The sequence below is a fragment of the Alienimonas californiensis genome, from assembly GCF_007743815.1.
Lineage (GTDB): Bacteria > Planctomycetota > Planctomycetia > Planctomycetales > Planctomycetaceae > Alienimonas > Alienimonas californiensis.
Window position 1 is genome coordinate 3,404,434 of record NZ_CP036265.1, and the last position, 19,481, is coordinate 3,423,914.

Genomic DNA, 19,481 nt, shown 5'->3' on the forward strand with positions numbered 1-19,481 from the left:
CCGAAGACGCCTGTTGCGTCTACCAGCCTCCCGGGGCTGAGCGGCCTCACCCGCCCGCGGAAGTGGTAGTCCTACCACTTTTGCGAGCCGGAAAGGCCCGCTCCCGATGCCCCGCCGCCCCTCCAAGCCACCGTCGTACCGGCTGCACAAGCCCTCCGGCCAGGCCCGCGTGATCCTCGCGGGCAAGCACCACTACCTCGGTGCCTTCGGGGCGCCGGAGTCGAAGGAGGCCTACGCCCGGCTGATCGCCGAGCGGTTTCTCGCCCCCGGCCCCGCCGCCGACTGTTCTAATGCCCCTGACACCCCTGACAGCGGGGTCGCGACCGGGGCGGCGTCAGGGGTGTCAGGGGGTGTTTCGCAGTCGCCGGTCCCGCGGCGGCGGAGCGTGAACGACCTGATGGTCGCCTACCTCGACCACGCCGAGGGGTACTACGCCCGTGACGGCGAGCCGACGCAGGAGCTGACGGACGTGAAGGCGTCGCTGAAGCCGCTCCGACTGCTCTACGGCCGCACGCCGGCCGACGAGTTCGGCCCCAAGAAGTTGAAGGCGGTGCGGGACCACATGGTCGCGGTGCAGGGCCTGTCGCGGAAGGTGACGAACGCCCGCGTCAATCGGATCCGCCGGTTCTTCAAGTGGTGCGCCAGCGAGGAGTTGGTCCCCTCCTCCGTCTTCCACGGCCTGCAGTCGGTGGACGGACTGCGGATGGGGCGGACCGCCGCCCGCGAGACCGCCCCGGTCAAGCCGGTCCCCGACGCCGACGTCGAGGCGACGCTGCCGTTCCTCTCCCCGCCGGTCGCCGCGATGGTGAAGGTGCAGCGGCTAACCGGGATGCGGCCGGGCGAGGTGGTGCAGATGAAGCCGGGCGACGTCGACCGCAACGGCGAGGTGTGGGTGTACCGCCCGGAGTGCCACAAGAACGAATGGCGGGGGCAGGAGCGGACGGTCCCGCTCGGTCCGAAAGCGCAGGCGGTCTTCGCCCCGTTCCTCGACGGCCGGCCCGACGACAAGCCGCTGTTCTCGCCGAAGGAGGCGGAACAGTGGCGGTACGCGGAGAGCCCGCCGTACGCCGGCCGGGAGCGCGCCACGGAGCGGTACCCGAGCGAGACGCGCCGCCTCGCCGCCGCCAAGGCAGCCCGCCGCAAGCAGAAGCGGAAGCCGGAGCGGAAGGCCCGGGACCACTACGACCGCGACAGCTACCGCCGGGCGGTCACGTACGGGATCGAGAAAGCGGCGAGGGCGGGCGTGGCGATTGACAGCTGGAGCCCCGCCCGGCTCCGTCACGCGAAGGCGACGGAAGTGAGGGCCGCTGCCGGCTTGGAGGCCGCCCAGGCCGCCCTCGGCCACAAGCGGGCGGACGTGACGCAGATCTACGCCGAGCGGAACTTGTCCGCGGCGGTGGAACTGGCGAAGGCGAGCGGATAGATCGCCGGTTGCCTTGAACCCACACCGAGGGAAGTCGTGCCCACGCCCGCCGAAATTGCCGAAGCCGACTTCGCGAACCTGGCACCGGGGACCGTCGCGCGACTGATCCCGGAGCCCCGTCCCCCGCAAGACCTTTTCAAGTACCCGCCCGACCTGCGGTGGGAACTGGTCCGCCGACACCCCGTCTACCAGTGGGGTTGGGCGAGGGCGAAGCGAGAGCTGGAGCGGGACGATTTCGGCCCCTGGCCGGATCAAGAGGCCGACGAGCGGCTGGCCGACTGGTCCGCCTTGGTGGCCCTCGGCCGGATCGGGTGGGACGGCGACGTGCTCGGCCCCCCGGTCAGTCCGGCGCACCAAGGTTTTGAGATCGCCGAAGTTCAGGACAACCGCGGGGACGCCAGATCGTTCCCGCATTGGGGCCAGATTCTTCAAACGGCTCTATTTCAACTCAGTGCTCCCGACCGCCTGCACGCCGGCCTCGCGTTCATCAATTCTGCCCTCGGGGAGAACATGTCCGGCATTCCCGGGGCAATGCGTCTGCTCGACGAGCGCAGCTCCCGGCCGGGCAGCACGCTCGGGCGTGAATTGAGCAACACGTTCGTCGCCGTACCGGCGGGCGTGGTGCCGGCGGCGGCGGCGAACCAAGTGAAGGTCGCCCACGAGATTCTGCGGGAACGTCTTGGCTTCAACACTGTACCGCGGGTGAGGGAGGATAAACTAGATTCGCAGCTGGAAGTGTGGGACCTTCACGGCGGCTTCGCCCACGGCGGTAGGTCTATCGACGGCGACGGAAAAGGTTTGCCAGACGAGAGCTTGAGTCGCTACAGCGTGGGCTACATCCCGCCGTCGCGGAACGGTTGGGCGAGAAGGAGCAGACGGTCCGCAGCCGTTACGAGGCGGCGTTCCTCGCTGTCATCGGGTTCGTCTACACGTTCGAGCAGTGGGAGAATCTGTTCGTCCGCCCGCTGATGTGCATCCCGGCTGAAGATGCGCCGGTGGGCTTTCACGAAGGCCTCATGGAAAAATGGGATGAGGAACGAGAGGCCCGACTCCGGGCGACCGGCAGCGGTGTTGAGCGACGGACAGTTGCCGTGGAGTGGGTCGGCGAAGGGGTCGCGAGCGTGGAGAATCGACGGGTTGCGGAACGGGCGCCAGGTGAGCATGACCAGCGGGAGCCCGCGGAGGTCACGCAAAGCGTTTTAGAGGAGACACGGCGGAGACTAAGCCAACTGGAGGAGGCCGCCTGCGACAAGGACCGGTAAGAAATCGTCGACAGCTTTGCGGGACCGGACGGGGAGTCACCCCCGGTCGAGAAGGCGACGGCGGGGTTGCGGAAATTGTTAGCTGCTTTGTCGGAAAGAACTGCGGCGGCGTCAGGCCCGGCGTCGACTGCCGAGAAATAAGCGGGCGGCTTATCTCGGGGTGTGCAGGGGGACGGCATCCGTCGTTCTCGCGGTCCCCGCACATCGTCCCGAACGGGGCGACGCGATCCGCGGCGCAACCGAAACCGCCGACCGCTACCTGAGGCCCTCGATTTCTCCGTCGTCGTACTCAACGCCCTGTCGACCGCCGCCGCGAAGACCGCGGCGTTCGAGGACTCTGTGGCGGTCCCGGGCGGCGTCGTACCGCACCGGTGCGGGTTGTCCTGCCGCGGCGAACTCCGCGGCCGGTATCCGCACTGGAATCTTGGCCGGCCCGCCGGCGACGGGCGGATCGTCCGCCTGCTGACGTCCCGCGAAAATCATGCGCCGGTTGAAGAGCATTTCGGGCAGGCGAACGGACCTTTCACAGGTTTGGCGTCGACCTGAACGACAGCCAACGGGCCCGTGCGCCCCGCCTCCCCGACCTGGGCGGCGGGGCGTTTTCGTTCAACCGACCGACATCGTTCGGGCCACGGGTGAAACACCCGCTCCTCAGAAAGATGCGTCGCCGGAGGCGGGACTCCGAACCGTTCGAGAAATAAGCGGCCGCCTTATCTCGGGGTGTGCAGGGGTGAGCACCTCCTTTTATTCTCGCGGCCCTCGCTCCCATGCCCCTGCCCGAAAACCTCGTCCCCCTCACCAAGCTCGCGAAGAGTTTAGGCGTCCACCTGGCGACTTGCCACCGGTGGCGCCAGCGCGGCGTGAAGGGGGTGCGGTTGGACTGCGTGCGGGTCGGCGGGCGGTGGTTCGTTACCGAGGACGCGGCGGCCGCGTTCCTCGCCGCCCTCAACGGCGGCGCGGACGTGACCCCCGTCGGCGGCGACGGCGGCCGTGAGGACGCGTTGGAGGCGGTGCTCACCTCCCGCGGCGTGTGAACGCCGCGTTCCGCAACCTCCTCTAGATGAAACACCCCGCCGCCCGCCTCGGCCTTGCACGGCCGGGGGTGGGCGAACGGCGGGGACGCACGACACCGTGGGCATAACCCAACAAAACGTCCCTGGGCAGGGCCCGGGCGGCGACGACCCGCTCTTGCCGCACCACCGCAAGGAGCTGGAAGAAGGCGCCGGTCTGACCGCCGGCACGATTAGAGAAGCGCGCATCCGCTCGGCGGGGCCGGTCGAAGCCACCGAGCGGCTCGGTTGGGCGAACCCGAACCCGAAGCTGGGGAACGCCATGCTGCTGCCGCTAGACGACACACCGGACGGTCCGGTGCAGGCGAAGTTCGATAGGCCCCTGACGGGCGAGAACGGCAAACCTCGCAAGTACGAGACCACCCGCGGCCACGCCGCCGACGCTTATATCCCGCCCGACGCCCGAGACGGGGTGCTGACGACGAAGGCCCCGGTCGTCATCACCGAGGGGATCAAAAAGGCGCTGAAGGCAGTCCAGGAGGGAATTCCGACAATCGCCCTGCTGGGCCTCTGGATGTTCAAAGTGAAGGGCGAAGAGCGCCTCGTTCCGGGCCTTGAACAGGTCGACTGGGACGGCCGGGAAGTCACGATCGTCTTCGACAGCGACGGGCGCACCAACCGCTCCGTTCGGCAGGCCGCCGTCTCGCTGGCGGAACTGCTGAAGGCTGCCGGGGCGGAGGTGAAAGTGCTGTTCCTGCCGCCGGGCCCGAACGGCAAGAAGGTCGGGATAGACGACTTCCTGCTGGCCCACCCGGTCGAGGAACTGGAGGCGCTGATCGCCGACGCCGGCCCGCCGGAGTCGATCGAGGACGCCGGCCGCCGGAAGGCCGGACTCGTCGACCCGGAGGAACTGGGCAGCGTGATCCTCGTAAGCCGCGCGGTCGACGGAGTGCCCGGTGTCTGGGTGCGCGACGGGGAGATCTATCAGTGGGATAAGAACCGGTTCGTCGACGTCTCGGACGACGAGTTCAAGCTGCGGTCCGTCACGACCCTGAAGCCGCACTTCGTCGAGGTCCGTCCCAAGGTCGTGTCCGGGGCGGTGATGCACGCGAAGGCCGACGCACTGATGCCCAGAGGCGTGGGCGAGGGGGACTGGATCGTCGGCGGTCCGCCGGACGGGTGGGCCGACCCGGCCGAAGTCTTCCCCGCCGCCAATGGGCTGCTGCACCTGCCGTTCTTCGCGACACGAGCACCGTGCCTAATCGATCACACGCCCCGCCGGTTCACCCGCTGGGTCAGTCCCGTGCCGTACGACCCGACGGCCCCGCGGCCGGAGACCTGGCTGCGGTTCCTGCACGACCAACTGTTCCCCGGCCGACCCGAACCGGTCCGGCTGCTCCGGCAGTTCGCTGGCGGTCTACTGATGCAGCAAGCGGTGTTTCAAAAGATGCTGATGATGATCGGCCCGGGGCGGAGCGGGAAGGGGACGATCATGTGGGTGTTTGAGTCGCTGCTGGGGCCGGAGATGCGTTCCGCGGTGCCGCTGAAAAAGCTCGGCGGCCAGTTCGACGGGGCCGACCTCCTGGATAAACGGCTGCTGTCGATCGGCGACCTCCGCCTGCCGACGGACCGGCGGTCCCGGGAAGCGCCGATCGAGATGCTGCTGTCGCTCTCCGGCGGGGACCCGATCACGTTCGACCGGAAATATAAAGAGCCGGTCACCGCCCGCCCGCCGGTGCGGATCGTGATCGCGAGCAACGAGTTGCCGGTCCTTCCGGACCCCAGCGGCGTGATCGCCAGCCGGTTCGTCGGCGTCAAGTTCACGGATTCCTTCGATGGCGTGGAGGACCCGCGCCTGAAGGACAAGCTGCGGCCGGAACTCCCGGCCATTCTGAACTGGGCGCTGGCCGGGTATCTCGACCTGATCGAGACCGGCCGGCTCGTCGAGCCGGCGGGGTCGGACGGGTTGCGGGCGGAACTGGAAGCGCTGGCCAGCCCAGTGAAGGTCTTCGTCAAAGACGCCTGCGTGCTCGGCGCGAACGAGGCAGTGCCCGCGGCGAAGCTGCGGGAGCTATTCAGCCAATGATCCGCGGACCGCGGCCAGCCGACCCTCGACGAAGGCGAGTTTGGCCGACAGCTCAAAGCCGCGTTCCCGCGCGTGATCGGCAAGCAGAAACGGACTGGGGGCGACAAGCGGCTCCTGCACTACTTCGGCGTCGGCCTGCCCTGAATGCCGGGGCGGGGCCGCGTGTGGTACTCGCCCGCATTCATTTAATTCATTTTCCACCGGCCTATGATCTCCGCCTCAATGACAAACCACGCCCTTCCCCCCTGGTACCGCGGTCGGTCGCCCCCCTACCCGATTGGGCCATCGAACTCCCCAATCCCCAGTCCGACGACGGCGATGTCGGATCGGCCCCCACAGCCCTCGTCCGTGGCTGGAAGCTGCACAACGACACCATCGTGTGCCGCGCCTGCTGCCCGCAGCCCGCCGGCGCCGTTCCCGTCACCCTCGTCGGCGAGGGTGACAATCTGTGCTGGGAAGAGTCCGCCGCCGAGGCAGCCGAGGCCACGCCCGTCGACGGCGGAGCGCCGGCCGACGGCGGCCCTGACATGGATGACGCTGACGCCGAGGAATCCGCCGCCGACGATCAGTTCGGAGAACTTTAATGGGCAGGCTCCTCACCGCCGGCGCGCTGACCGGCCGGACCGAAATCGACGTCGCGGTCGGCTCGCAGCGGACGACGTTCCGCGAATGGACACCGGGCGACGATCCGTTTGCCGAGACGTTCGCGTTCGATTCCGAGACCACGCGGATCCGCGACGACCTGCCCGAGCGGGTGCCGGACTACGTGCTCGGCGTCGCCAGCGACGGCGACCGCGGCGTGTTCGTCTCCCGGAAGAACCTGCCGGCGTTCTGGGCGGCGCATGCGCACTGCGCCTGGGCGTTCCACCACGCCGCCTTCGACCTCGCCGTCGTCCAGAAGGCGCTGGGCGTGCGGGGCGACGTGTATGCGCTCGTCGAGGACGGCCGGGCGTGGGACACCCTGATCCTCGCCAAGCAGCTGGGCTTGGCCACGCGGGGCACGACGGGCGGGGCGTTCTCGCTCGACGCCTGCGCCGCGGAGTTCCTCCGCGTCGACCTCCCGAAGACCGTGACCGACGCCGCCGGCAACGACGTCCGCACCGGGTTCGGCCGGTTCCTCAACAAACCGGTCGCCGCGATCCCGCCCGACTACCTGCGGTACGCCGCCGGCGACGCGGTCGCGACCTGGCTGCTGTTCGGCGTCCTGAAGGCCCGCATACGGGCCGTGCGGAAGGACCGGCGGGAAACGTTCGGCGAGACCGGCGACGACCGCCTCGCGGCCGCCTGGCGCGAATACGGCCCGCTCACCCACCACACCCAGCTGAAGAGCACCGTGATGTGCGACGTGATGCGCCGCACCGGGCTGGGCGTGGACGCCGATCGCGCCGCCGCGGCGCGGGACGAACTCGGCGACCGCATCGACCAGATCCGCGCCGAACTCGCCGGGGCGACGTTCGGCGATCCGCCGGTCCCGTTCGTGGTGGAGGGACCGGGCAGCGGGGCGTCGCTGCAGGCCCTCCTGAGCGACGTGCACGCCCGCCGGCCGGACCTGCCGAAGCCGAAGACCGACTCCGGCGCGTGGGCGGCGGACGAGTCCGCGCTGACGGCGTTGGCGGACGAGGAGCCGGTCTTGGCGACGCTGCTGGAATTGAAGCGGCTCGTGAAATTGCGGAACACCTACTTCGTCCCCCTGTCGACCTCGGGCGGGCAGGTGCACGCCCAGTTCCGGCCGCTCCTGAACACCGGGCGGATGAGCTGCTCGAAGCCGAACCTGCAGAACCTCCCCCGCGCCGCGGACGGGTTGCCGTCGGTACGAGCCTGTTTGGTCCCGAAACCCGGACACGTGCTCTTGGCCGTCGACTACGCCCAGATCGAGTTGTGCGTGCTAGCGGCGGTTCTGCAGGACCAGCTGCGGCTCGGCGGATCGCTGGCGGCGCTGGTGGACGACCCCGACGTCGACCTGCACAAGCGGATCGCCGCGACCGTGTTGAACAAAACGGACGGCGAGGTCGAGCCCCACGAGCGGCAGAGCGCCAAAGCCGTCAGCTTCGGCCGCCCCGGCGGGATGGGGGCGGCGTCGCTGCAACGACAGGCGAAGGAGGCCTACGGCGTGGATCTGACCGACGAGGAGGTCCAGGCGCGGATCGACGCCTACGAGGCGCTGGTGCCGGAACTGAAGCGGTACCTGACGGACGCGGCCGACGTCGGGCAGCGGCTCGCGGCGCGGTTGAACCTCACTCCCGCCGCCTACGCCGCGTCGAAGGGAGATTACGACAACGACGACGGTCCCGCCGGTTGGCTCGGCGGGATGCTGTTGAAGGTCTTGCGCGTCCCGAAGCCCGTGACGCGATCGGGTCGACCGTACGCGCCGGAGGAGCTGTCGTACCTGTGGGACGCCGCCTTCTCGCTGGCCGGCGACCTTGGGGCGGAACGCACCCAGCAAATGCGGACGCGGAAATCCTCGAAGAAACTCGCGAGCTCCGTCGAGCGTTTGGTCGGCCGGAACGCCTGCACCCTCACCGGCCGGTTCCGCTCCAACTGCCTGTTCACCGAGAGCCGCAACACGCTCTTCCAGGGCGTCGCCGCCGACGGCCTGATCCTCGCCCTGTGGGACCTCTGGCGGGCCGGCTACAGGCCCGTGCTGGCGATCCACGACGAGATCGTCCTGGAGGTGGCGGAGAAGGACCTGACGAAGGCGCTGGTCGACGACGTGACGGCGCGGATGGAGGCGGCGATGGGGCGGGTGATCCCGGGCGTGAAGGTGACAGCGGAGCCGACGGCATTGCGGTCGCTCGATAAGGCCAACGAGGCGGAACTGCCGCGGGAGTGAGAAGGGGAGCGGGGCCGAGCCGGGACGGGCGGCTCCGGCGGAAGCAGACCCCCGCTCCGGCGATGGGGCGAGGCCGGTGTCAGGGGTATCAGGGGGCCTTCAGCAGTCTGACGGCGTGTACAGACCTGCGGGGCTCGACCTGCCTCGGATCCGCGGGCCCCAACGGCCATTGGCGTTCGCGTGGATCGAATTTGTGCGTCGAGACGTGCCGGCGCCCGGGGCTCCCGGGGGCCGCTCCCTCGGAGCGGCCGGTCGGACGGCTGGGGCGCCGCCCGCGAGCCTTTCGGGTCGCCGCGGTCGCGTTGCGGTCGGCGCCAGCCGCCGCGGGGTCCAGAACTCAGTTGTGTCCCTGACACCCCTGACACGAACCTGCAAGGACGGTCTCGAACGACCCGGGCGGGCGGAGGTCAAGGGTTCCGTAAATCTGCCCCGTCGTAACGTCAATTTGAAGCGGCGGGACCGGCCTGCACCGGAGGAGGTCCTCCTGACCCGGAGGTCGGCTCACGGCCGCCGCAGCGGCGGAGGCCGTGAGACCGCGATGAAGGACACATCTACAAATTAAATTTGCGGCCACCGCGGCCGCTCGCGGAGTCGGCAGGTTGCTGCACCTGGAGCCGACTTTTCCGCCGCCTGTCCGTCGAACGCTTCGCCTAAACGCACATCCTCGGCACGGCTACTCTCGCGGGGACGGCCGACCTCTCGGAGTCGTCGATCGTCCCCCCGCCTCAGAAGCTCCACATCTTCGCCCACCTCACCGTCGACGAGATCCGCGCCCCGGCCCATCCGCCGAACCTCGCGGTTCCCCGCCCCGACCGCTACCGGAACCTGCGAGAGCGGATCGCGACGCTGCCCGAAGAGACCTTCGTCGAGCTTTCCGGCCTGTTCACGCTCGGTCGGGGGGACATCCGCCTTTCCCGACGCGAGCCCGTTGCGAAGTTGACCCAGCACGGGCGCTTCTACGCCCGATACCCAGAGGCCCGCGCCATGCTCGCGTGGAAGCGGCGCTGCCTGCGGGAGTACCTGCACGACGGGCTCGTCGCCCTGGGGATCGAGCTTGGGTTCGTCGTGTAGAGCGCCCGCCCCGGCTCGTTCGTTCTTTGCTCGGGGGCCAGGCCCCGCTGGAGGCGAACACGGACCGTCGGCGTCGACCGCGGGAGCCGGTCGATTCTCCGACCGGCGGAGGGCCGCAACCGGTCGCCGCCCCCGCACACGAACGTCGGCAAGCCAAAGACGGCCCAGGAGACGCCGCAGGATGCCCTCGCTGCCCGAGACGGCCTCCGCCCCGTGTGAGACCGTCGCAGGGACGCACGCGAGAGCGCCGGCGGGCCGGAACCGGGCGGACGGATCGAACTGCCAGTCGACGGGCTACGCTGGGCCCGGTTTCCCGCCCCCCGCCGGACGGCCCCCGCCGTGTTCTCCCGCAACGTCGCCCTCGTTCTCGTTCTCGTTCTGTTCGCGGCGTGCGGCTGTCGGCCGAAGCCCGAGGCGGACTCGCCGGCGGTCCCCGAGGAGTTCCCCTCCGACCCGAACCGCTTCCCCGGCCACCCCGACGGCTTCGGGCCGGATCCGTCGGCGCCCGCAGCGTCCGTCCCGACCGACCGATCCGCCGACGGCGACGTGGTGGTGGCGACCTGGAACAGCGGCCCCCTGTTCTCCGTCGCCGACGTCCAAGCTCGGACCGACGACTTCGCCGCCCTCGCCGCCGACGTGCGGCCGGACGTGCTGCTGTTGGACGAAGTCACTTCGCTGGCGGTCGCCCGAACGGTCGCCGAGGCGCTGGGCCTGCCGACCGGCCCAGAGCACGTGGTGGTGAGCGACTTCAATCCGAACGACGAGGCCCAATACAGCAGCCTGGAGGTGGCGATTCTCTCCCGCCTCCCGCTGGCGAACGCGGTGGTGTTCGACCGCGGCCCTGAGGGCGGCGCCCGGTCCGGCTAGCCAGAGGAGCGCCGGCTGGAGCGGGTCGACCTGGACGGGATCGCGGACATGGGCGTGGGCCGCGGGTGCCTCGCCGCAGACGTACCCGCTTTGGGCCTCGTGATGTTCGTGACGCACCTGAAGTCTTCCTCCGGCCGATCGGGCGAGTAGGACCGAGACAACGCCCGCAAGCGGGAACTGGTGGCCGCGGCGAGGGCCCGGCACGTCGCCGAGCGGCTCGCGGCCGATCCGACCCTCACCGCGGTCGTCGGCGGGACTTCAACGTGGGGGAGACGGACGCCGGCAAGAACGGCGTCGTCCTCGCCGACGACCGGACCGACGGCTACGACGACACCCACGCCCTGATGACGCGGAGGCTGTTGGACGGACTGCGGCTGCGGAGCCTCACCCGGGAGAAGGGCAACACCTACGACGACACCCCCGGCGACGGCGTCTTCCCGTACCCGGACGTGGGTGTCATCGACATGCTGTACGTCGGCGGGGCGGGGCGGAGGCCGAGCGGTTTGGCGAGGGCCGCCGGGCCGGTTAATAGTCGCGGAACGGGCCGCGGGGTTCGGCGGCGTTCATCGCGGCCTTCCACCCGTCGAACGCGGCTTGAACCCGTTCGAGCGCTTTTGGCCGGGCCGCGGACAGGTCCGTCGTCTCGCCGGGGTCGGCGGCCAGATCGAATAGCCCGCCACCGACGCCGGGCATGTCGACCCACTTCCAAGCCCCGACGCGGGCGGCCCGCTGGTCGCGGCGCTCCCAGAACATCGCCGTCCGCGGCGAGGGACGGCCGTCGGTCAGCGTCGGCCACCAGTCGTGCCCGTCCAGCACGACGCCGTCGGGAGCGGGCACGCCGCCGGCGGCGAGCAGGCTGGGGAAGATCTCCAGCGAGGTCAGCAGTTCGTCGTTGACCGCCCCGGCCGGCACCCCGCCGGCCGGCCAGCGGACGAGGCACGGCACCCGCACGCCGCCCTCCCACATCTGCCCCTTGCGTCCGCGGAGCGGCGAGTTGTCGCTGCCGGAGCCGCCGCCATTGTCCGACAGGAAGATCACGATCGTCTCGTCCAACGCGTCCGCCGCGTCGAGCCGGTCCAAGACCCGGCCGATCGCGGCGTCCATTCGCGTCACCGCCGCCCGATAATCCCGCCGCCGGGCGGCGCCCGTGGCGACTTCGACCGTCTCCCCGCCGCCGTACTCGTACCGGTAAGTCGTCCTCCGCGTCTCCTCCGCGACCGGCGGGTACAGGGATTTATATTCGTCCGGGGCCTGCACGGTGGAGCGGATCGCCGGGTCCAGCGACGAGCTGTTGTGCGGGGCGTTGAACGGCAGATAAAGAAAGAACGGGTCGCCCGCAGGCTTCGCCGCCATTTCGTCCAGGAAGCGCAAAGCCTCCCGCTCGAACAGGGCGGTGCTGTACGTGCCGCGGTCCGCGGAGGTCGGTTCGAGGTCGCGGTACATGCTCGGCACGCCGTACCGCTCGTGGGTGTAATAGTCGATCCCGGTGTTGACGAAGCCGTAGAAGTCGTCGAACCCGCGGGAGGTCGGCAGGAACCGCCGCAGCGACCCGAGGTCCCACTTCCCGTAGATCCCGCTGACGTAGCCCGCCGGGGCCAGTGCCTCGGGCAGCAGGACTTCCCGCTCGTCCATGCCGCCGATCCGCTCGAACGTCGCCTCGTACTCCGGGGCGGCGTACTGGTGGCCGTAGTCGGGGGCCTCGTTGCGGATCATGTCGGAGACGCCGTTCCGCTGGGGGTAGCGACCGGTCAGCAGCGATCCGCGGGACGGCGTGCAGGCCGGCCAGGCGACGTAGAAGTTCGTCAGCCGCGTCCCCTCCGCGGCGAGCCGGTCCAGGGCGGGGGTGATGATCCCGTTCCCCAACAGCCCGAGGTCGTTGTACCCCTGATCGTCCGCGACGATCAGCAGCACGTTTGGTCGGCCGTCGGGCCGGACGTCGGCGCTGCCGGGCGGCGCCTCCTGCCCGAACGCCGAGGACGCGAGGGCGAGCGAACCGATCGCACACGCCGCCAGAGCGGGGAACAGGGCGGGCTTCCGCATCATCGACGCCTCTCGGGGGAACGAGTTCCGCGGGGCGCCGCGGAACCTCGAGGTTGCTCCGCCCCGCCGGCAGCCGCAACCGTCCCGCGGCGCGCGAGCCGCCGGAACGGAGTCCCGCTGCTCAAGTTTCCCGCAGCATGACCGACGCCCCCATCCCCCGGCGCGACCGCCCCGCCGTCAGCACGACCCGCTGCCGATCGTGACCGTCGAGCCGCCGCCTTCGGGGGCGCGTCCGGGCAGTACAGCTGTGACGCTGCTGGCGGCCGTGGCTGTGCGCCATTCCCGCAGCGCCTTGTCGTTGCCCTCCGGTGCGTCCCCGAGCAGCGAGACTTGACCGTCGATCTCTATCCGCCCGGCCGGCAAAAAAAGTCGCCGATTGATAGGAGGGGCTGGTGCGTCGCCGGCGCTCTTCCTGTCGAAGCTCCGGTCGTCCTTTTTCTCCGACCGCCGCCGGCGGTTAAATAGCCGGGGACGTGGCCCCAGTCGTTCAGGCCTCCGTGCCGTCGCTCAGCCGCCCGCCGCGCAGAGGATGCCGAAGGCGACCAGCCCGGCCGTGAGCTTTTCGCCCTGGCGTTGAGCGGTCATCCGTCTCCCTTCGGGGCGGGATCCGCAGAACTGCGTGCGACGGGAATGCCCGGAGCGTAAAACCAGGCGACGCGATACCAGAAGATCGACGCAACGAGGACCGACAGCAGGAACGTGCCGTAGATCAGGATCGGTCCGGTTCCGCCCAACGCCTGCCACGCGCCCTCCGGGGCTTCGCGGGCCTGTCTCGCCAGCGCCTCCCAGGTGGCGTAGGCGGCCAGCGCGAATAGTGCGGTCGTGGAGAGCGATCCGACGGCCGTGCGACGCCGCGTCGCGTCGCAGAGCGCCTTGACGAGGGAGTGCGCATCCCCCCCCGCCTCTCGCCGCCGCTCCCGAGCGACGACGCCGCCGGCGATCTGATCGCGGCGCTTGATCCATAAATAGACGCCGGTCGGGATCAGTGCGGAGAGCGCCAGACCGAAGCCGAACCAGATGAGTTTGCTCGTTAAACCGCCGAAGTCGCCGAAGTGCAGCGGGTCGGCAGTGTCGGCCCAGCGGGCCAGCGCGTCGAGTTCCTCGGCCCGCTGCCGCGACAGGATTTCGCCGGTGTAGGGATCGACGTACAGATGGTTCGCCCGGTCCCGCACCAGCCAGGCGGTCTCCTGACCGTGCACCTGCATGGGGGCGTTCGGACGGTTCGGAAAGAAAATCGCCCGGACCTGAAACTCCGGGGCGACCCGCTGGACGCCGGCGAGCAATTCGTCCAACGGCAACCGCTCCGCGTCCGGCGGCAGGTCGTCCAAAACCTCCTCGGAGACCTTCGGCGGGCGCGGTCGCTCCCCCCGCGACGCCCAGCCCAGCGGGATCTCAACGAGATACCAGACGCCCGTGAGGCTGATCAGCAGGGCGAACAGCAGGGTCCACACGCCCAGCGCCCGGTGCAGATCCGAACAGAAGACCCGCAACCCCTTGCCGACGCGGAGGGTGATTAACTTCGCCCACCAGCGCTTGTAAAAGAGCAGCCCGGTCGCCGACGAACCGAGCAGCACGAAGCCGAACGCCCCGACGAGCCAGATCCCCCACCACGAATACCAAAAGAAGCGGCGGTGGAAGTCGCGGAAGAACCGCTGGGTATTGAACCACGGCGCCGTGCCGAGGGTCTCGCCGGTGTACGGGTCGACGTAGACGCGGACGGTTTCGCCTTTGTCGGAGTCGATCCAGAACTCGCACGCGAACCGCGGACCGACCGGTCCCCACATGTTCTTAATGCGGTTGTCGGGGAAGGCGGCCCGGACGGACTCGTACATCTCGCCGTAACTGACCCGGGACGGCCGCGGCGCAGCCCGCACGACGGGGTTGGACAGCCAATCCAGTTCGTGGCTCAACACCGCGATCGTGCCGGAGAGGCAGATCACGAACAGCGCCAGTCCGAAGTTCAGCCCGAGCCAGCCATGAACGGCGTACAGGAGTTTCTTGTTCACGGCGTCGTCCGCCCGGGGCCGGGCTGACCGTCGGCCGAGGGCGTCCCGGGCTTCATGAATTATTTCGAGTTGGGAAGCAGTTTCACGTCGTCCAGGCGGAACGGCTCCAGGACGTTCTCGCCCTCCTCCACCGTGACTTCCACGCCGGACTTGCTCGGGCTGGACAGCGCCCCCTGAAAGCGGTCCGGGCCGACGGGCTGAACCGGGTCGATCGCCTCCTCCGCGGCGCGACCGGGCCAGTCCGTCGCCTCCCAGCGGAAGGTGACGCCGTACGTCAGGGCGGGCGCCCCGTCGCCGGTTTCGTAGGTCGCTAATTCAAAGCGGCCCTCCTCGTCCGTGAGTCCGCCGGGTCGGACGTTGTTCGACACCTCGGGATCGAGCGGAAGGAACACGACGGTGCAGCCCGCCGCCGGCTCCCCGTTCACGAGAACCTGGCCCTGGACCGGGTAGGTCTCCAAGTGCCCGTCGTCCGGTCCGCAGCCCCCAAGCAAGCAGGCGGACAGCGCGCAGAGGGTCCGTGCGGCGGCGTTCACGGGGCGGCTCAAGTCGAAGGACGTCGGGGGCAGGCCTCCGCTCCGCCCTCCCTCCCGCTGAGCAGGAGCGGCGGAGCCGGGAACTCAGAGACCGGGGAAACTCAGAGACCGGCGGAGCGGGAGCCGGCGGAATACGCCGCACTGACTGATTCGACTGCGGCGATTCAGAACTCGCCGGCGACGTCGTTCGCCTGGCGCGTGAACAGGGCGACGGCCTCCTCAATGTCGATCGTTTCGCTGAGGAACTGCACCGAGCCGTCGCACATAATCACGTTGCAGCCGCCGGGGTGAAACGAATAGGGCTGGGCTTCGGTGTTGTTGCAGTTGATCAGGCAGGAGCCGGCGAACCGCGTGCGTCCGTCGGCACTATGATTGCGAATCCGCCAGTGCTTATAGGAGGCCCAGGGGCCGACCCATTTCAGGCGGTCGACGGACCAGTCGTAGAGGGGGTCGTCCGGGCCGAGCTGTTCGCCGCGGTACCAGGGCTCGGGGGCGCCGGCCGTCTCGTTAATCAAGATCGTGTTGGACACGCCGTCCCTCAAATCCCGGAACCGCGTGGGCGTCCTCCAGGTGAGCGCCGTTTGCAGAATGCGAGACCCGGTCCCGTCGTCGTATTGCAGTTCCCGCGGCCGCATAAAGTCGCCCGTGGCGACGACCTTGTCCGGGGCCTCCTCCCGCAGAGCGCCCTCGACCGTCTGGTACCAGCCGGTGAACTCGTGCGGACCGGGGGAGGACGGGCACTCGTAGGTCGGGATATGGGTGGCCACCAGATCCGCGTTTTCCTCGCCCCACAACCCGCCGCGATGGCCGAACTGCGCAACGTCGTCGAGTTCGGCGAACGTGTTCGCTTGATCGAGAAACGGAAAGATATCGACCGGCCAGGTGCGTTCGACGAACTGCTTCGTCGTGTCGGTGAAGTCGATGGACGATTTCCCGGTTTCCGGGTCGTACCAGGTCGTGGCGTCCGGAAACTTGCCGAAGGTGCCGTGGAAGTTGTGAAACGCCAGCCCGATCTGCTTCATATTGTTTTTGCACTGCGTGTGGCGGGCGGCCTCACGCGCCTGCTGAACGGCGGGCAACAACAGTGAAACCAGGATCGCAATGATCGCGATCACCACCAGCAATTCGATGAGCGTAAACCCGAGCCGTGGCCGCCGAGAGGCGGAGACGCCGGAACGCGAATCTGAACAGGAAGCGGCGAGCACGGGCCACCCGGTTTGGGAGATTGAAATCGAATCGAACGGGGCTGGCTACGACCCGGTGCGGGTGGACGATTGCTTGCCGTATTCGCCGACAGAAGCCGACGGTCGTCGAGTTGAGACGACATCTCAACACGGCCGGGAGGTATTCGCAAGCCAAGCTGCGTCAAGTCGGGCGATTCGCTGCGATGTTCGAAAGAAGCCCTGCTCAACTTCGGGCGGGGCGGGGTTGCTCGCCGGGAGCGGCAGGAGCAAGGGGCTGTTCGACGCCTGGGGGAGATCAGCCGCGCGACGGCCCGCATCATCGGGTCAGAGGACGCCCGGCAGTCCAGCCAGAGCGTCTGCACCCCGACCCGCGGATCCTGTTCGCTACCAATGAAGGCGTATGATTACGGCGAGCGGGCAGCCGGGGCGGCTTTGTCGGCGTACGGGCAGGAGACGGACGACGACGCGTGGGGGTCGGTCCGCAGACTGGGGAGCTGCCGGGCCGGCGGGCGGACAGTTTCCGACTTGAAGCGACACCGACGCCCCTGAGCGGCGTTGAATCTCGGATGACTCGGTCCGCAACCGCCGTCTTGCTCCCGCCCCCCTGGCCAAGGGCGGAGAGTTGCGAACCGCACGATCGGAACCTCCCCCCGGAAATTAGAAATCGCGTGCTAGAACTTCGACCGCGGACGCCGTTGCGGCTGACCTCCCTCGTCATAGCCGGGGCACTGGCCCTGCCAGCTGGTCTCGGGACGGTCCAATCGGCACGGGGAGACGTGCCTGCCCCTCCCGCCGCGTCGTCCGCATCAATAACGCCGGCCCAGGGCGCCGCGGGAGGCGCGTTGTCCTACGAGTGCGACGACGCGTGTCTGCTGCCGGGAGCTCCAGTTCCAGCCGGGAAATACGCCGTCGTGTCGCCGGTCGGCAACCAGACTGTCGACATGATCGACCAGGCGCCCCGCCTGAGCACGCTGGACGGGAAGACGGTCGCCGTCGTCGGCGGCAGTTTTATGGCCAACGTGACGCATCCCGAGATCAAGCGGCTGATCCTGAGGGACTATCCCACGGCCCACGTGATCTTACTTGGAGAGATCGGCTCGGGCGGCCCCTTTCCCGGCCCCGGCGTCAGACGACAGGCCAACGAGGAGTTCCAACAGAAGCTCCGGGAGATGGGCGTGCAGGCCGTCGTCTCCGGCAACGGCGGCTGCGGACTCTGCACCCCCAAAGAGACCGGTTCGAGCATCGCCGCCGAATACCTCGGCATCCCCGCCGTGACGATCGCCGGCACGACCTTCGTGAGGCAGGTCTATTCCACCGCGGTCAACAACGGGGTGCCCGCGCCGCGAGCCGCGACCTATCCCGGCGCGTTTGCGGCCCACAGCCGGGAGGAGTTGCTTCAGAACACCCGGGAAGTCCTTTGGCCTCAGATCGTTAGAGCCCTGACGGAACCGATCGAGGAGGCGGAGATCGCCGAGCGTCGCAAAGCGGGGGACACGGACCCGAAGGACCGCGTTTTCGCGGGCACCATCGACGGGGTGAACCGGTTCTTCACCGAGCAGCACTGGTCCGACGGGCTGCCGATCGTCCCGCCCACGGTCGAACGTGCCGAGGAGTTCTTGAAATACACCGACCGGCCCGGGGACGAAGTCGTCGGCGTGCTGCCGATCGCCTATCGGGAGACCCTGGTCTGGCACGTCGCCGTCAACGGCGTGATGTCGGGATGCCCGCCGGAGTTCATGCCGCTCCTGCTGGCCTATACCGAGGCCCTGGCGGACGGAAATTATCGGCGCACGCTGGCCAGCACGCACGCCTGGACGCCCTTCTGCTGGGTCAACGGCCCGGTCGCCCGACAACTGGGCCTGGATTCGCAGCAGGGGCAGATCAACGAGCCCCGCAACGCGGCCCTGGGCCGGTTCATCAACTTGGCCATGCTGAATCTGGGCGGCTACTACGTCAAACAGGACCGGATGGGGAGCTTCGGATACCTGATGCCCTGGTCGATGGCGGAAGACGAAGCGGCCTGCCTGCGGATCGGCTGGCAGCCGTATCACGTGCAGCAGGGATATCAGCTCAATGAAAATGCGTTGACCGCAGCGTCCGCCCTGATGTGGGGCAACAATCTCACGCCGGCGTCGTCGAGCCCCGAAAACATCATGCAGGTGATGGCCTGGGACGCGGTGGAGAAAGGCCAGTTCGCCACGGGCAGCGGCCCGAAGCTCACTAGGAAATTGCATCAAGCGGCAACCGCGCCCCGTCGGCGGAGGGCGTCGAGGATCAGGTGCGTGATCACGAACGGCCGGACCCGCGGCATCGTCCGCACCCACGGCGGCAAGCCGATCAGGCCCGTGCCGGCGGACTTGAGCGTCCCGAAGAACCGCTCGACCGCGATCCGGCCGGTCATCAACGCGGCCGCGAACGGCCCCCGCGGCTCCGCCAGCAGCGCCGCGCTTTCGTAGCGGCCCCGGCGGTGTTTGCGGCGGCCGAAGCCGCCTTTGCGTTTGGGGGCGATCAGCCGCAGATCGCCCCGGACCTCGCACTCGCCGTGCAGGGCGTTGACGTCGAAGTTCCCGTCGCCGACCAGGTAGCCGGTCGCCTTCGCCGAACGGATCATCCGCCGGGCCATGACCCGCTCGTCGCGGTTCATCGGCGTCAGCCGCCAGTCGGCGACCGACCCGTCGCCTCGCAAAAACAGGTGCAGCCGGTAGCCGTTGGCCTTCGTCCCGCCGGCGTGTCCGAAGGCGGCGTGCCGGTCGGTCGAGGTCGGGCCGATCGGCAGGGGCGTGCTGTCGATCCAGTGGGCCAGGCCGCCGTCGCCCCGCCCGGCCGGCGGGCGGACGACCGCCTGGTCCAGGGCGGCCAGCAACTCCCGGACGGACCGCGACCGCATCCGGCGGCTCATCGCCGCGGGGCTGGGCAGCGGGCGTCCCCGCAGCCAGACCGGCCAGTTGCGGGCGTCGCAGGCGTGGCGGACCGGCAGCTTCCGGACGACGGCGAAGAAGTAGACCTCGAGGATCCGGCGGTCGCTGAACCGCTGCCCGCGGCCGGGCCGGCCGTTGTGCAGGCGGGCCAGTTCGGCGACGATCGCGGTCCAGAGTTGGTGCCTCACGGCGGTCTCCCGCTGGGGGATCGGGGCGGATGGTGGAACACCCGCTACCGTGAGGCCCAACTC

General features: G+C 69.2%; 12 protein-coding genes and 1 pseudogene. 8 read left to right on the plus strand and 5 right to left on the minus strand.

What is annotated here, in order from left to right; translation table 11 throughout:
• Window positions 1-106 precede the first annotated feature (106 nt).
• From CA12_RS13390 to CA12_RS13420, 7 genes are all read left to right on the plus strand, one after another.
• Window positions 107-1,423 (plus strand): tyrosine-type recombinase/integrase, encoded by a 1,317-nt coding sequence (locus CA12_RS13390; protein ID WP_145359445.1) that lies wholly within the window; start codon window positions 107-109, stop codon window positions 1,421-1,423.
• A gap of 36 nt (window positions 1,424-1,459) precedes the next feature.
• Entirely contained in the window at window positions 1,460-2,392 is a 933-nt protein-coding gene (locus CA12_RS13395; RefSeq protein WP_145359448.1) for a hypothetical protein, read from the plus strand.
• A 1,060-nt stretch (window positions 2,393-3,452) separates the two neighbouring features.
• Entirely contained in the window at window positions 3,453-3,719 is a 267-nt protein-coding gene (locus tag CA12_RS13400; protein WP_145359451.1) for a DUF1580 domain-containing protein, read from the plus strand.
• Between the two features lie 154 nt (window positions 3,720-3,873).
• Window positions 3,874-5,781: a phage/plasmid primase, P4 family gene (locus CA12_RS13405; RefSeq protein WP_145359454.1), complete on the plus strand. Its 1,908-nt coding sequence runs from the start codon at window positions 3,874-3,876 to the stop codon at window positions 5,779-5,781.
• A gap of 164 nt (window positions 5,782-5,945) precedes the next feature.
• A complete protein-coding gene (locus CA12_RS13410) occupies window positions 5,946-6,365 on the plus strand; it encodes a hypothetical protein (RefSeq protein WP_145359455.1) in 420 nt (139 codons plus the stop codon).
• Complete coding sequence (locus tag CA12_RS13415) at window positions 6,365-8,611, plus strand: DNA polymerase (RefSeq protein ID WP_145359458.1); 2,247 nt, start codon at window positions 6,365-6,367, stop codon at window positions 8,609-8,611. The genes CA12_RS13410 and CA12_RS13415 overlap by 1 nt, the downstream gene beginning before the upstream one ends.
• A gap of 1,410 nt (window positions 8,612-10,021) precedes the next feature.
• On the plus strand, window positions 10,022-10,549 hold the full coding sequence (locus CA12_RS13420; RefSeq protein ID WP_145359461.1) for an endonuclease/exonuclease/phosphatase family protein: 528 nt from the start codon (window positions 10,022-10,024) through the stop codon (window positions 10,547-10,549).
• Window positions 10,550-11,074: 525 nt separating this feature from the next.
• Here the strand turns inward: CA12_RS13420 and CA12_RS13425 are convergent.
• From CA12_RS13425 to CA12_RS13435, 4 genes are all read right to left on the minus strand, one after another.
• Window positions 11,075-12,592 carry a sulfatase-like hydrolase/transferase gene (locus CA12_RS13425; protein ID WP_242687908.1) on the minus strand — a complete coding sequence of 506 codons (1,518 nt, stop codon included), beginning with the start codon at window positions 12,590-12,592 and terminating at the stop codon, window positions 11,075-11,077.
• A gap of 578 nt (window positions 12,593-13,170) precedes the next feature.
• The gene (locus CA12_RS13430; RefSeq protein WP_165700747.1) at window positions 13,171-14,595 is read right to left on the minus strand and encodes a PepSY-associated TM helix domain-containing protein; all 1,425 of its coding nucleotides are present in this window, start codon (window positions 14,593-14,595) and stop codon (window positions 13,171-13,173) included.
• Window positions 14,596-14,654: 59 nt separating this feature from the next.
• A complete protein-coding gene (locus CA12_RS22145) occupies window positions 14,655-15,128 on the minus strand; it encodes a transthyretin-like family protein (protein ID WP_165700748.1) in 474 nt (157 codons plus the stop codon).
• A gap of 164 nt (window positions 15,129-15,292) precedes the next feature.
• A complete protein-coding gene (locus tag CA12_RS13435; RefSeq protein ID WP_390614121.1) occupies window positions 15,293-16,333 on the minus strand; it encodes a DUF1559 domain-containing protein in 1,041 nt (346 codons plus the stop codon).
• Between the two features lie 920 nt (window positions 16,334-17,253).
• On the opposite strand from CA12_RS13435, the pseudogene CA12_RS23295 reads away from it, so the two are divergent.
• Window positions 17,254-17,697, plus strand: a pseudogene (locus CA12_RS23295) (UGSC family (seleno)protein); the annotation flags it as partial.
• Between the two features lie 848 nt (window positions 17,698-18,545).
• Here the strand turns inward: CA12_RS23295 and CA12_RS13440 are convergent.
• Window positions 18,546-19,418 carry a transposase gene (locus CA12_RS13440; protein ID WP_145358868.1) on the minus strand — a complete coding sequence of 291 codons (873 nt, stop codon included), beginning with the start codon at window positions 19,416-19,418 and terminating at the stop codon, window positions 18,546-18,548.
• Window positions 19,419-19,481: the final 63 nt, after the last annotated feature.